Origin of the sequence: Bradyrhizobium sp. IAR9, from assembly GCF_013408065.1 — a bacterium.
GTDB lineage: Bacteria > Pseudomonadota > Alphaproteobacteria > Rhizobiales > Xanthobacteraceae > Bradyrhizobium.
In genome coordinates this window covers 516,260-530,408 of record NZ_JACBZW010000002.1, presented here as the reverse complement: position 1 = coordinate 530,408, position 14,149 = coordinate 516,260, and the positions used below count along the sequence as shown (strand labels likewise).

The following is a 14,149-nucleotide window of genomic DNA, read 5'->3' as shown; positions in this document are numbered from 1 at the left end:
ATGCTCGTCGTCGTTCGTGAAGGCGCCTCGCGCCTCAGGCTTCCTTGAAGCGGTAGCCGACGCCGTAGAGCGTCTCGATCATCTCGAACTCGTTGTCGACCACCTTGAACTTCTTGCGCAGCCGCTTGATGTGGCTGTCGATGGTGCGGTCGTCGACATAGACCTGGTCGTCATAGGCGGCGTCCATCAGCGCGTTGCGGCTCTTCACCACCCCGGGCCGGGTCGCGAGCGCCTGCAGGATCAGGAATTCGGTGACGGTCAGCGTCACCGGCTCGTTCTTCCAGGTGCAGGTATGCCGTTCCGGATCCATGCGCAGCAGGCCGCGGTCGAGCGCCTTGGCGTCGTTCTCCTTCGGCGCGACGGTCGGATCCTTCGGCGCCGAGCGGCGCAGCACCGCCTTGACGCGCTCGACCAGCAGGCGCTGCGAGAACGGTTTGCGGATGAAATCGTCGGCGCCCATCTTGAGGCCGAACAGCTCGTCGATCTCCTCGTCCTTGGAGGTCAGGAAGATCACCGGCAGGTCGGACTTCTGCCTGAGCCGGCGCAGCGTCTCCATGCCGTCCATGCGCGGCATCTTGATGTCGAGGATCGCAAGATCGGGCTGGGTGGTGCGGAAACCGTCAAGCGCGGAAGCGCCGTCGGTGTAGGTCATGATGCGGTAGCCTTCGGCTTCCAGCGCGATCGAGACGGATGTGAGAATGTTGCGGTCGTCGTCGACCAAAGCGATTGTGGGCATGAGCCTCTGCTTTCTGCTTTCCGTTTGGGTCGTGGCTTGAAACGGCGAGCAATCCACTGATGCGCCGCATACATGGGTGCCGATGTCGGCGTTCGAACCTTGTCACCGAGCAATGCAAGCTGGGCTGAAGTGTGACCAAGTTCCCCGAAACACGGCAGATCCGCCGCATGTCGACCCATAACCGGGCCCCCGTTTACCCGAAAAAAGGCCCCCCTTGCAACCACCTGAGCCGAGAAAGCCGATGCAACCGACCCCTGATTTCGACCCCGCAAAGCTCGCCAAATCCCTGCTGCGGCGATCGCGGCAGGGGGCGCTGGCAACTCTCATGGCCGGCAGCGGCGACCCCTATTGTTCCCTGGTCAATCTGGCCAGCCATCCCGATGGCTCGCCCATCCTGCTGATCTCGGGCCTCGCCGTGCATACAAGGAACCTTCTCGCCGACAGCAGGGTCTCCCTGATGCTGGACGAGCGGGCGGCGGGCGATCCGCTGGAAGGCGCCCGGATCATGCTGTCCGGCCGGGCGGAGCAGGCCGGTGCCGAGAAGGATTTGCTCCAGCGACGGTATCTTAGTGCCCATCCGTCGGCGGAAGGCTTTGTTTCCTTTAAGGATTTCTCCTTCTTCCGGATCCGCCCCACGGGAACCCATCTGGTCGCCGGCTTCGGCCGGATCGTCGATCTCAAGCCCGCCCAGTTCCTCACAGACCTCACCGGCGCCGAGGATCTGCTGGCGGCGGAGGCGGGGGCTGTCGAACACATGAATGCCGATCATCGCGACGCCATGGGCCTCTATGCGACCAAACTCCTTGGCGCTGCCGCGGGGAACTGGCGCTGCACCGGCTGCGATCCGGAAGGCCTCGACATGCAGGACGGCCAGAACGCGCTGCGGCTGGACTTCCCGGAGCGGGTGACCGACGGCACATCGCTGCGCAAGATGCTGGTCCGCCTCGCTGGCGAAGCACGCATGAAGCTGGACTAGAACGCAACAATTTGAACGCCGCGCCCCATCGCTGCGACCCAAGACGATCAGGTCTTAAGGCTCGCAGCGAGGGTTCATGACGCGTCGTCGTTTGGCATTGGCCGCGGGTCTGGCGTTCGCGATCACCACGTCGCTTGCCACGCCCGGTCTTGCCCAGAAGAGCGATCTGTCGGCGCAGAGCGGGCGCATCAATGCGCTCCGAAGCGCCGGCAAATATGCGGAGGCGCTGCCGCTGGCGCAGGCCATGGTGGCCTCGCTCGAGAAGACCAGCAACAACCGCGACCTCGCCGCGGCGCTCAACAATCTCGGGCAGATTTACGCCGACCAGGGCCACGACGATCAGGCCGAGCCGCTTTACAAACGCGCCATCGCGCTGATGGAGAAGGGGACCGGTCAGGGCAGCGTCGAGATTGCGCCGCTCCTGAACAATCTTGCGGCGCTCTATCAGCGGCAGAGCCGCTTCACCGAAGCCGAACCGCTGTTCAAGCGTGCGCTGGCCGTTCGCGAAAAGGCGCTGTCGCGCGAGCATCCCGATGTCGGCCAGGCCCTCAACAATCTCGCCACGCTTTACGTGAAGCAGGAGCATTTTGCCGACGCCGAACCGCTGTTTCAGCGTGCCCTCGCGATCTATCAGAAGGCCGCCGGGCCCGAGCATCCCGCGGTTGCCACGGTCCTGAACAATCTCGGCCAGGTCGATCGCGACCTCAACCGCGATGCCGACGCCGAAGCGCCGATCAAGCGCTCGCTCGCGATCCGCGAAAAGGTGCTGGGGGCGGATCATCCCGACGTGGCGCGCTCGCTCAACAATCTCGCCGGGCTCTACGAGCATCAGCAGCGCTATGCCGAGGCCGAGCCGCTCTATCGCCGCGCGCTTGCCATCCGTGAGCGTGCACTCGGGGTGGATCATCCCGATGTCCTGACCTCGACCAGCAATCTCGCTTATTTCCTTCAGGTGTCGGGCCGGACCGCCGACGCCTTGCCGTTTGCGCAGAAGACGCTTGCCGCCAACCGCGCGCAGCTGCGCACCGTGCTGCCGGTTCTGTTCGCTGCGCGCCAGCAAACTCTGCTGGCGAGCGACAAGGCGCTGGATGACGCCCTCGGCGCGATTCAGCGCGGCACGCAATCTTCCGCCGCCTCTGCCGTGAACAAGCTCGCGGTGCGATTGGCCGCCGGCAGCGACCGGCTCGCCGAGCTGGTGCGCCGGGATCAGGATCTCGCGGCCGAGGCCGAGGCGCTCGACAAGGCGATCATCACGGCGGTGTCGAAGCAATCGGCGCAGCGCGACGTCGCAGCCGAGCAACGCAGCCGCGCGAGGATCGTTGCGATTGCGAACGAACGCGCGGGGCTGCAAAAGACGCTCACGCTCGAGTTTCCCGACTACGCCTCACTCTCGAACCCGCTGCCGCTGGCGGTGAAGGACATCCAGCCGCTGCTGTCGGCCGATGAGGCCATGGTGATCTATTCCGTCGTCGACAAGCGAAGCTATGTCATCGCGATCACGCGCGATGGTGCCGACTGGAAGGAGATCTCGCTCGGCGCGGACGCGATGGCGCGGAAGGTCTCGGCGTTCCGCAGGGGACTGGATGTCGGCAAGGCGCGCGATGCCTCCGGCAAATCTGGGCTGTTCGATCTTGCGCTCGCGAACGAGCTCTATGTCGCGCTGCTCGGCCCGGTCGAGGCGCTGACGAAGGACAAGCGCAACCTCCTGGTCGTGCCATCGGCGGCGCTGACCGCATTGCCGTTTCATCTGCTGGTGACGGAGAAGCCGCAGGCTGCGATTCCGGACAGGCTCGAAGGTTATCGCGACGCCGCCTGGCTGCTGCGGCGTCAGGCGGTCTCGGTGCTGCCGTCGGTGATCAGCCTGAAATCCCTGCGTGCCTTCGCGCGCAGAGATCAGGGCGCGAAGCCTATGACCGGCTTCGGCGATCCCGTTTTCAATCCCGCGCTGGAAGGACCTGCCGACCGTCGCGCCGCAGGCGGCAAGGTCGCGGCGCGCAGCATTGCGACGATTGCCTATACCGATTTCTGGCGCGGCGCCGGGGTCGACCGCGCGCGGCTCGCGCAGGCGCTACCGCAACTGCCCGATACCGCCGATGAGCTCAACGCGGTGGCGAGAGACGTCGGCGCCACTGATGCCGACATCCATCTCGGACGCGATGCCAGCGAAACGACGCTGAAGCGTGCAGTGCTTGCTCAATACGGCATCATCTACTTTGCCACCCACGGCCTCGTTGCCGGCGACGTCAAGGGACTGGGCGAGCCCTCGCTTGCATTGTCCATTCCCGATCAGCCGTCTGAGCTCGACGACGGCCTTCTGACCGCGAGCGAGGTGGCCCAGCTCAAGCTCAACGCCGATTGGGTGGTGCTGTCCGCCTGCAACACCATCGCCGGCGACAAGCCCGGCGCCGAGGCGCTGTCGGGATTGGCGCGCTCTTTCTTCTATGCCGGTGCCCGCGCGCTGCTGGTCTCGCATTGGGCCGTGGATTCGGAAGCCGCCACCCGCCTCACCACATCGACATTCGAGCTGCTCAAGAACCAACCAAAAATCGGTCGCGCCGAAGCCTTGCGCCGCGCGATGTTAACGTTTGTCGACGACACCTCGTCACCGCGCAACGCCTACCCGGCGATGTGGGGACCGTTCGCGCTCATCGGCGAAGGCGAGGTAAGATAAGCCGGCAGCCGGAATTGTGCGTCGCAAAAACCTTGATCAACGCCGAATTCCGCATTTGGTTGCGCGATCATTCGTGATTTTTTGATGCAGCTGCTCAGAGCTGACATGCGCGACGTTTGGCGCGGTCCTTGAATAAACCAAATCCTGCGGGATCAGCTTGGCAACGCCAGCGTTCATCATTATTAGGTCGCCCAGCCGAGGCTGGTTGGCCTATAAATCACGGTGACCGCGATGGTGCTGCAGTTCTGGTCGCGCTGAATGTCGCGGGTTCTAGGAGGATTTTTTCGTGCAAGAGACGGGCGTGCGCAACGGTGCCTTTGGCGCCGACAAGTTCGGTTTAAAGAATCTCAAGCAGGTTCACTGGAACCTCGGTGCGCCGCAACTCTATCAATACTCGCTCACTGCGGGCGAGGCGGTGCTGTCCGCTGACGGCGCACTCTGCGCCGACACCGGCGAGTTCACCGGGCGCAGCCCGAAGGACAAGTTCACGGTGCGTGACGCCACCACCGACAAGAAGATGTGGTGGGCCGGCAACCAGTCGATCACCGCAGAGCAGTTCGAGACGCTCTATCAGGACTTCCTCAAGCACGCCGAAGGCAAGAAGCTGTTCGCGCAGGACCTCTATGGCGGCGCCGACCCGGCCTACCGGATCAAGACGCGCGTCTTCACCGAGCTCGCCTGGCACTCGCTGTTCATCCGCACGCTGCTGATCCGCCCCGAGGCGGTCGAGCTGTCGACCTTCGTGCCGGAGCTCACCATCATCGACATGCCGAGCTTCCGCGCCGATCCCAAACGGCACGGCTGCAAGTCGGAGAACGTCGTCGCGATCGATTTCGCCCGCAAGATCGTCCTGATCGGCGGGTCTTATTATGCCGGCGAGATGAAGAAGTCGGTTTTCACCACGCTGAACTATTATCTGCCCGAGCGCGGCGTGATGCCGATGCATTGCTCGGCCAATGTCGGCGCCAAGGGCGACGCGGCGATCTTCTTCGGCCTGTCCGGCACCGGCAAGACCACGCTGTCGGCCGATCCGAACCGCACGCTGATCGGCGATGACGAGCACGGCTGGGGCCCGAACGGCGTCTTCAACTTCGAAGGCGGCTGCTACGCCAAGTGCATCAAGCTGTCGCAGGAAGCCGAGCCCGAGATCTTCGCGGCCTCGACCCGCTTCGGCGCGGTGCTCGAGAACTGCGTGCTCGACGAAGACACCCGCGTGGTGGATTTCGACGACGGCTCCAAGACCGAGAACACGCGCTCGGCCTATCCGCTCGACTTCATCCCGAACGCCTCGCGCACCGGCCGCGCGCCGCAGCCGAAGAACGTGGTGATGCTCGCCGCCGACGCCTTCGGCGTGCTGCCGCCGATCGCCAAGCTCTCGCCGGCGCAGGCGATGTATCACTTCCTGTCCGGCTACACCGCCAAGGTCGCCGGCACCGAGCGCGGTCTCGGCAACGAGCCGCAGCCGGAGTTCTCGACGTGCTTCGGATCGCCCTTCCTGCCGCTCGACCCCAGCGTCTACGGCAACATGCTGCGCGACCTCATCGCTCAGCACAACGTCGATTGCTGGCTGGTCAACACGGGTTGGACCGGCGGCAAATACGGTGTCGGCTCGCGCATGCCGATCAAGGTGACGCGCGCGCTGCTCACCGCCGCGCTCGACGGATCGCTTCGCAACGTCGAATTCCGCACCGACAAATATTTCGGCTTCGCGGTCCCGACCGCGCTGCCCGGCGTGCCGGCCGAGATCCTCAACCCGGTCAACACCTGGAAGGACAAGGACGAGTTCGACAAGACCGCCCGCGCGCTGGTCGGCATGTTCCAGAAGAACTTTGCCAAGTTCGAAGCCCAAGTGGACGCCGAAGTGCGTGCCGCCGCGCCGGACGTGAAGCTCGCGGCGGAGTAAGTTCTCCGCAAGACGTGATTGACGAGAAAGGGCGGCTTCATCAGCCGCCCTTTCTTTTACGGCCCGAGCATCGTCAGGCTGCCTAGCCCGTGCATTGCTTGCGATATTCTGCGGGAGTCGTACTCATGTGCCGGCGAAAGATCCGGTTGAGATGGCTCTGGTCGGAGAATCCGCTCAACAGGGCGATCTCCTTCAACGCCAGGCGGTCCTTGCGCAGATGTTCGCAGGCGCGCTCCACCTTGCGGGTGAGGACATAGCTGTGCGGCCGCATGCCATAGTGTGCCTGGAATTTGCGCGCGAACTGCACCGGCGTGCAGTTGCAGATGTTGGCCAGTTCGTCGAGCGTGATGTTCCGGGAAATGTTCTGCTCGATATAGTCCTCGATCATTCGCGCATGCGCCGGCCTGAAGGGCCCTTGCGCACAGGGCATCTTGAACTGCACTGAGGCGTATTTTCGCAGGATGTGAATGCTCGCCTGAAGTGCCATGGCATCGTAGCAGAGCCGGCCGCCCGGACCTCCTGCGGAAACCTCCTGCACCATCTGGTCAGCAATCCAGGTCAGGACTGGATCCTCGATCCTGAGCAGATCATGAAGCTCGACGCTTTCGGTATCCCGGTCAAAAGCCTCGCTCGCGGTCTTCGCCATGAGCCTGGGCGAGATGTAGAGATGACTGACTTCGATGTCATGGGACCATCGCCAGTTCGACGCTTCGGCCCGCGTCAGCAGTGTCGTGACGCCGCGGCCGACGCGATCCTGCTTCCAGGATCCGGTCACGCGGCGCTTCATCGCCGTGGTGCCTTCGCGATAGATCACGATCAGAAAGTTATCGGACGGCGGCACCCAGATATCGGATGGCGCATAGCGGAACACGCGCAGCCGAAAATCGGCTTTCCCCACCGCCGAACTGTCCAGCATCATTTCGCCGGGAGCATAGCGTGGCAGCTCCTCGACCGTGATGAACTGCCCCATCGCGCGAGCCTCCTCCCTGGAGTTTTGGCATGGTCGACTGCTTGTTGTTCTCATTGGCCGATCGGCAAGGCAGCAGCATAGGCCGGATTTGCCATTTGCCAAGCGAGCTCGGGCGAGGTCGGCGCCGGCCTCCGGCTTCATTCAAAGGATTGTCGGTTTTGTTCAAGCCGGGAACGCAGCCCGCCTCATAGCCTCCCTCGCGTCCCGGGCAAGTGCGGAAGAAGGGTGAAAAGCCGCAGGCACTCGCGGGACCGACAAATGACGCGATGCACCACCATCCGAGCGCACGACGGGTGGGGAGGGCCGCGCGCGCTCTGGAAACACCTAGGAGGGAAAAATGGCGGAAACGGCGACCAAACCCAATGGAAGCAATGGCGCGCATGTCACGGCGAAATTCGACGCGGTGGTTGTTGGAGCCGGCGTCGCCGGGCTCTATCAGCTCTACCGTTTGCGCGAACAGGGATTAAAGGTCAGGGCAATTGACGCGGGCGCAGGCGTGGGCGGCACCTGGTATTGGAATCGCTATCCCGGCGCCCGCTTCGATTCAGAAAGCCACATCTACCAGTATCTGTTCTCCGAGGAGCTCTACAAGGGATGGAGCTGGAGCGAGAAATTCCCCGGCCAGCCGGAAATCGAACGCTGGCTCAACTACATCGCCGACCGCCTCGATCTGCGCAAGGACATCCAGTTCGGGACGATCGTCAAAGCCGCCCATTTCAACGAAGCCACACAGCGCTGGCTGGTCACGACCGACAGGGGTGACGTGATCGACACCCAGTTTCTGATCACCTGTTGCGGCATGCTCTCCGCCCCGCGTATCGTTTCCGGGACAGGAGACGTTCAAGGGGCAGTTGTTCCACACGGCGCGCTGGCCCAGGGAGCCGATCGATTTTGCCGGCAAGCGCGTCGGCGTCATCGGCAACGGCGCAACCGGCATCCAGGTCATCCAGACCATCGCTGGCGAGGTCGGTCATCTGAAGGTCTTTATTCGCACGCCGCAATACATGATTCCGATGAAGAATCCCAAGTACAGCGCGGCAGATGCGGAGGCCTACAAGTCGAAATTCCAGCACCTCACGGAGCGCCTGCCGCATACCTTCACCGGGTTCGAATACGATTTCGAGCACGCCTGGGCCGGCCTGACGCCGGAGCGGCGCCGGGAGGTGATCGAGGATTGCTGGAACGACGGCTCCCTGAAGCTGTGGATCTCGTCCTTCGCCGAGTTGTTCTTCGATGCCGAGGTCAACGCCGAGATCTCCGACTTCGTGCGCGAGAAGATGCGCGAGCGACTGAAGGATCCAAAGCTGTGCGAAGCCTTGATTCCGGCCGACTACGGTTTCGGGACGCACCGGGTGCCGCTGGAGCAGAATTTCCTCGAGGCCTTCCACCGCCCCAATGTCGAGATCGTCAGCGTCAAGGCCAATCCGATCGACCGCGTGACACCCACGGGTATCCAGACCGCGGACGGGACGATCCACGAGCTCGACGTCATCGTTCTGGCGACTGGATTCGACGCCGGAACCGGCGCCTTGACGCGCATCGATATCAGGGGCCGCGGTGGCCGGTCGCTGAAGGAGGATTGGAGCAAGGATATCCGCACCACGATGGGCCTGCAGGTTCACGGCTATCCGAACCTGTTCACGACCGCGGTGCCGCTGGCTCCGTCGGCTGCGCTCTGCAACATGACCACTTGCCTTCAGCAGCAGGTCGAATGGATCGACGATTGCATCAGGTTCGTGCGCACGAAGAACCTGAAGGTGGTTGAGCCGACCAGGGATGCCGAAGACGGATGGGTGGCGCATCACGATGAGATCGCCAATGCGACGCTGATCGCGAAGACCAATTCCTGGTACCTGGGCTCGAACGTCGAAGGCAAACCGCGCCGCGTTCTGTCCTACTGCGGCGGCGTCGGCGCCTACCGGCAGAAATGCAACGAGGTCGCCGCCAGCGGCTACCTGGGCTTCACCATGAACTGAGTGCTCGCGAAGCGCTGCGTCGACGGAATTCATCCAATCCAAACGGGAGGACAACCATGAGCACGAATTTCGGTGCTGCTGCAGACGCCGTTCTTGACGGTGTCGTTACATCCACGCCGCGCGTGCCCGGCGTCGTCGCGATGGTGACGGACCGTTATCGCAACATCTACGAAGGTGCTGCGGGAAAAAGGCGCCTTGACCAGCCCGCCGACATGACGGCCGACAGCATCTTTGCCATCTTCTCCACGACCAAGGCGATCACCGGCACGGCCGTGCTGCAACTCGTCGAAGAGGGCAAGCTCGATCTCGACGCACCGGCCAAGCGCTACGCGCCGGACATCGGCAAGCTCCGGGTCATCGAGGGCTTTGATGCCGCGGGTGAGCCGATGCTGCGGGCGCCCAAGCGGGACATCACCACACGGATGCTGATGACGCATACCGCCGGTCTCAGCTACGATTTCATCAACCGCACCTATAACCGCCTCGCCGAAGAGAAGGGGCAGCCCAGCGTCATCACAGCTTCCAAAGCCTGCCTGATGACGCCGCTGCTGTTCGATCCGGGCGAGCGCTGGGATTACGGCACCAATCTCGACTGGTGCGGCCAAATCGTCGAGGCCATCGCCGGGCGCCGGCTTGGCGAGGTTTTCAATACGCGCATCTTCGAGCCGCTCGGAATCAAGAATATGACCTTCGAGCTGACGGAGGCCATGCGCGGCAAACTGGCCGGGATCCACGCGCGCGGCGCCGACGGCTCGTTGACGCCGATGGATTTCGAGCTCCCCGCCAACCCTGAAGTGCATATGGGTGGCCACGGCCTTTACGGCACGGTCGGCGACTACATGCGTTTCATCCGGATGTGGTTGAATGACGGTGCCGGCGAGCACGGCCGCGTGCTGAAGGCGGAGACCGTGCGCATGGCGGAGAAGAATCATCTCGGAGACAAGAAGGTGACACCGATCACCGGCGTCATCCCAGCTCTGTGCAATGATGCCGAGTTCTTCCCGGGCCAGTCAAAGTCCTGGGCGCTGTCCTTCATGATCAACGACCAGGAAGCACCCACCGGGCGTCCCGCCGGCGCCCTCGGCTGGGCGGGCCTTGCCAATCTGTTCTATTGGATCGACCGGCAGAACGGGTTCGGCGGGTTCTGGGCCACGCAGATTCTTCCGTTTGGCGATCCAACGTCATTCATCGGTTACATGAATTTCGAGACGGCGTTTTATCAGAGCCTGAGGCAGCGAATGGCGGGTTAGGGACCCGGTAAGAACGGGACGAGGGGTGGAGAGAGCTCACGCCTTGAAATACGCAATCTGCGTCGTGGTCGCCAGCAACCTTCCGTTCGGCGACCACAGCTCGCCGTTCTGGTCGGCGTAGCTCTTGTGGAAGATCTTTGCGTCCGCCGTCGCCAGCACGCGGGTGATGTCCTCGGCCGCGAGTTCGTCTGCGCCGGTGTGGAAATACGTCGTCAGCGACACCGTGCCGAACGGCACCAGCTCGCGCCGCGCGTGGAAGACGCGGCCGAAGAAGGCGTCCGACATCGACATCAGCGACAGCATGTCGAGCTTGCGCGGCGTGCGGTCGCTGATCCAGATTTTTGAATAGGTGCTGGCGGGTTCGGCCTGCGCTGGGCCGATCCGCATCTCGCCCTCGACGAAGCGGAATTCGTACTGGTTGGCCCAGGAGGCCTGGATCCTCGGGAACGGCAGCGTCTCCTCGAACGGCTTTGCTTCGGGATATTGCGCCACCCGGTGCTCCCAGGACGGCCGCCGCTCGGCGAACACCGCGGTGGCGAGCGTTGCGACCTCGCCGCCGCCTTGGCTGAGCTCGACGCTCCAGTGCTGGCTGGAGCGGTTGGCCTTCACCAGCCGCACGTCGAGATCGAACGGCCCCTTGGCGATCGGCGCGCAGTAATTGACGGTCAGTGCCAGCGGATCGCCGGCGCGCTCCGGGTGGTCGATCAGCGCGCGCAAAATGGTCGCGGCGGTGGCGCCGCCGAACGGGCCGACAAAGGCCCAGTAATCGTCGCTGGTGTGCCCCTGCCAGCTGGAGTCGCCGGCAGTGACGCGGGTGGCATCGTCGAAGGGATGGGGAAGTCTTGCGTGCATTTTCGTTTCCGTCTGTCATTCCGGGGCGATGCGATGGGACCGCGTAGCGCGGGATCGAGCATCGAACCCGGAAGCTCGAGATTCCGGGTTCGGCTCTGCGAGCCGCCCCGGAATGACGGTCGTCATATCACAGCCATCGCGTGGCTGTGCAATTACCTGTCGGGTAACGCTTCCACGCCGCGGAAAAATCAGCCCGCGGCGTCGCGCAGGTTCGGCAGCAGCGGCGTAGTCGGATTGACCGGCACGTTCCAGATTTCCTCGGCGTATTCGCGGATGGTGCGGTCGGAGGAGAACCACGCCATGCGCGCGACGTTGAGGATGGAGGCGCGCGTCCAGGCCGGCGCCACCAGCCAGCGCGCATCGACACTGCGCTGCGCCTCGTAATAGGAATCGAAATCGGCGCTGACCATGTAATGGTCGAGATAGCGCAGCGCGTGCGCGATGGACTCGAAGCGGCCGGGATCGCCGGGCGAGAATTCGCCGGTGCCGATCGCATTGATGGCGCGCTGCAGCTTCGGCGAGTTGCGGATCAGGTCGGAGGCGTCCAGCCCCTGCTTGCGCCGGATCATCACGTCGCCGGCCTCCATGCCGAAGATCGCGATGTTCTCCGCGCCGACATGGTCGCGGATCTCGATATTGGCGCCGTCGAGCGTGCCGATGGTGATGGCGCCGTTCAGCGCCAGCTTCATGTTGCCGGTGCCGGAGGCCTCCATGCCGGCGGTCGAGATCTGCTCGGACAGGTCGGCCGCGGGAATGATCACTTCGGCGAGGCTGACATTGTAGTCGGGCAGGAAGACCACCTTGAGCTTGCCGCCGATCGCGGGATCGTTGTTGACGACCTCGGCGACGTCGTTGATCAGCTTGATGATCAGCTTGGCGTAGCGATAGCTCGCGGCAGCCTTGCCGGCGAAGATCTTCACCCGCGGCACCCAATTGCCATTGGGGTTGTCCTTGATCGCCTGGTACAGCGCGACGGTCTCGATGACGTTGAGCAGCTGGCGCTTGTATTCGTGGATGCGCTTGATCTGCACGTCGAACAGCGCGGTCGGGTCGACCTTGATGCCGAGCCGTTCGCCGATCAGGCGCGCCAGCGCGGTCTTGTTATGAAGCTTGACGCTGCGGAACTTCTTCTGGAATTCGACGTCGCTGGCGCGGGCCTCGATCAGCGAGAGCTGGGTCGGATCGTCGAGCACCGCCTCGCCGCAGGTCTCGCGCAACAGGTCGGTCAGCTTCGGATTCGCCAGCATCAGCCAGCGCCGGAAGGTGATGCCGTTGGTCTTGTTGGTGATGCGGCCGGGATAGAGATGGTTGAGGTCGTGGAACACGGTCTCGCGCATCAGGTCCGAATGCATCCCCGAGACGCCGTTGATGCGGTGCGAGCCGACGAAGGCGAGCTGGCCCATGCGCACGCGGCGCCCGCTCTTCTCGTCGATCAGCGAGACCGAGGCACGGAAGTCGATGTCGCCGGGGCAGCGCGCTTCGGCCAGCGCCAGATGCTGCACGTTGATGCGGTAGATGATCTCCAGATGCCGCGGCAGCAGCCGCTCGAACAGCTCGACCGGCCAGGTCTCCAGCGCCTCGGGCAGCAGCGTGTGGTTGGTGTAGGAGAGGGTGGCGACCGTGATCTTCCAGGCCTCGTCCCAGCGGAAATTGTGCAGATCGACGAGGATCCGCATCAGCTCGGTGACGGCGAGGCTCGGATGGGTGTCGTTGAGCTGCACCGCGACCTTGCTCGACAGGCTGCGTAGCTGCCCGTCGGACGCAAGGTGCCGCTTGACGAGATCCTGCAGCGAGGCCGAGACGAAGAAATATTCCTGGCGCAGGCGCAGCTCGCGGCCCGCCGGGCTCTCGTCGTTCGGATAGAGGAATTTGCAGATCGCTTCCGCGCGCGACTGCTCGGCGGTGGCGCTGACATAGTCGCCCTTGTTGAAGGCGTCGAGCTTGAGCGGATCGGGCGAACGCGCCGACCACAGGCGCAGCGCGTTGACGTGCTGGCCGCGCCAGCCGACGATCGGCGTGTCATAGGCGATCGCCTGCACGGTCTCGCCCGGATGCCAGATCGCGCGGTCGCGGCCCTTGTCGTCGACATGCTCGACGCCGCCGCCGAAATTGATGTCGTAGATCACCTCGGGCCGCTGCAATTCCCAGGGATTGCCGAAGCTCAGCCATTCGTCGGGATATTCCTGCTGCCAGCCCTGGTTGATGATCTGGCGGAACAGGCCGTAATCATAGCGGATGCCGTAGCCGATCGCGGGGATCGACAGCGTCGCCATGCTCTCCATGAAGCAGGCGGCGAGCCGCCCGAGGCCGCCATTGCCGAGCGCGGCGTCCGGCTCGCATTTGCGCAGCTCCGGCAGCGAGACACCGAGATCGCCGAGCGCGACCTCGAAGATCTTGAGCAGGCCCATGTTGTTGAGCGCGTCGGTAAAGAGACGGCCGATCAGGAATTCGAGCGAGAGATAATAGACGCGCTTGCGGCCCGCGTCGTAGCTGTGCTTCTCGGCCGTGAGCCAGCGATGCACGACACGGTCGCGCAGCGCCAGCGCTGCGGCCTGGTACCAGTCGTGCTTGGTCGCCATGCCGGCATCCTTGCCGATGGCAAGGCGCAGCTTCGCCAGGATCGCGCCCTTGATCTCAGCCAGCGCGAGCTCGTCGATCGGCTGGCCGGGGGCGGGAAAACTGGGCTGGAACGATTGATCTTGCAAAGCCGTCACTTCCTGGTCGAACACACCACTAACCCTACGCGTCTTGCCCCTGCACCGGAACTGTCGCCGATGCGGCCTTGCACTGCGCTGGCGTAAATTTATGCAAGGAA

8 protein-coding genes and 1 pseudogene are annotated in these 14,149 nt (G+C 63.8%); 5 read left to right on the top strand and 4 right to left on the bottom strand.

Going from position 1 to position 14,149, the window contains the following annotated elements:
* Window positions 1-34: 34 nt before the first annotated feature.
* On the bottom strand, window positions 35-736 hold the full coding sequence (locus tag GGD67_RS08065; RefSeq protein WP_008542552.1) for a response regulator transcription factor: 702 nt from the start codon (window positions 734-736) through the stop codon (window positions 35-37).
* A 241-nt stretch (window positions 737-977) separates the two neighbouring features.
* Between GGD67_RS08065 and GGD67_RS08060 the strand changes: the two genes are divergently transcribed.
* The 3 genes from GGD67_RS08060 to GGD67_RS08050 all read left to right on the top strand — a co-directional run bounded on the left by GGD67_RS08060 (window position 978) and on the right by GGD67_RS08050 (window position 6,286).
* Entirely contained in the window at window positions 978-1,712 is a 735-nt protein-coding gene (locus GGD67_RS08060) for a HugZ family protein (RefSeq protein WP_179732009.1), read from the top strand.
* Window positions 1,713-1,788: 76 nt separating this feature from the next.
* On the top strand, window positions 1,789-4,383 hold the full coding sequence (locus GGD67_RS08055; RefSeq protein WP_179732008.1) for a CHAT domain-containing tetratricopeptide repeat protein: 2,595 nt from the start codon (window positions 1,789-1,791) through the stop codon (window positions 4,381-4,383).
* Window positions 4,384-4,669: 286 nt separating this feature from the next.
* A complete protein-coding gene (locus tag GGD67_RS08050) occupies window positions 4,670-6,286 on the top strand; it encodes a phosphoenolpyruvate carboxykinase (RefSeq protein ID WP_018316382.1) in 1,617 nt (538 codons plus the stop codon).
* An 82-nt stretch (window positions 6,287-6,368) separates the two neighbouring features.
* On the opposite strand, the gene GGD67_RS08045 is transcribed toward GGD67_RS08050, so the two are convergent.
* The gene (locus GGD67_RS08045) at window positions 6,369-7,397 is read right to left on the bottom strand and encodes a helix-turn-helix domain-containing protein (RefSeq protein ID WP_246790742.1); all 1,029 of its coding nucleotides are present in this window, start codon (window positions 7,395-7,397) and stop codon (window positions 6,369-6,371) included.
* A 196-nt stretch (window positions 7,398-7,593) separates the two neighbouring features.
* On the opposite strand from GGD67_RS08045, the pseudogene GGD67_RS08040 reads away from it, so the two are divergent.
* Together GGD67_RS08040 and GGD67_RS08035 are read left to right on the top strand one after the other, a co-directional pair.
* Window positions 7,594-9,232, top strand: a pseudogene (locus tag GGD67_RS08040) (flavin-containing monooxygenase).
* 56 nt (window positions 9,233-9,288) lie between these two features.
* Complete coding sequence (locus GGD67_RS08035; protein ID WP_179732006.1) at window positions 9,289-10,482, top strand: serine hydrolase; 1,194 nt, start codon at window positions 9,289-9,291, stop codon at window positions 10,480-10,482.
* A 36-nt stretch (window positions 10,483-10,518) separates the two neighbouring features.
* Here GGD67_RS08035 and GGD67_RS08030 read toward each other — a convergent pair whose 3' ends face one another.
* Entirely contained in the window at window positions 10,519-11,334 is an 816-nt protein-coding gene (locus GGD67_RS08030) for an acyl-CoA thioesterase II (RefSeq protein WP_179732004.1), read from the bottom strand.
* 188 nt (window positions 11,335-11,522) lie between these two features.
* Window positions 11,523-14,039 carry a glycogen/starch/alpha-glucan phosphorylase gene (locus tag GGD67_RS08025; protein ID WP_179732002.1) on the bottom strand — a complete coding sequence of 839 codons (2,517 nt, stop codon included), beginning with the start codon at window positions 14,037-14,039 and terminating at the stop codon, window positions 11,523-11,525.
* Between the last annotated feature and the right edge of the window lie 110 nt (window positions 14,040-14,149).

Bases quoted from the DNA above. Each gene is read 5' to 3' on its own strand.
- GGD67_RS08045 (WP_246790742.1), bottom strand. From the start codon at position 7,397: ATGAAGCCGGAGGCCGGCGCCGACCTCGCCCGAGCTCGCTTGGCAAAT.
- GGD67_RS08035 (WP_179732006.1), top strand. From the start codon at position 9,289: ATGAGCACGAATTTCGGTGCTGCTGCAGACGCCGTTCTTGACGGTGTC.
- GGD67_RS08055 (WP_179732008.1), top strand. From the start codon at position 1,789: ATGACGCGTCGTCGTTTGGCATTGGCCGCGGGTCTGGCGTTCGCGATC.
- GGD67_RS08060 (WP_179732009.1), top strand. From the start codon at position 978: ATGCAACCGACCCCTGATTTCGACCCCGCAAAGCTCGCCAAATCCCTG.
- GGD67_RS08030 (WP_179732004.1), bottom strand. From the start codon at position 11,334: ATGCACGCAAGACTTCCCCATCCCTTCGACGATGCCACCCGCGTCACT.
- GGD67_RS08065 (WP_008542552.1), bottom strand. From the start codon at position 736: ATGCCCACAATCGCTTTGGTCGACGACGACCGCAACATTCTCACATCC.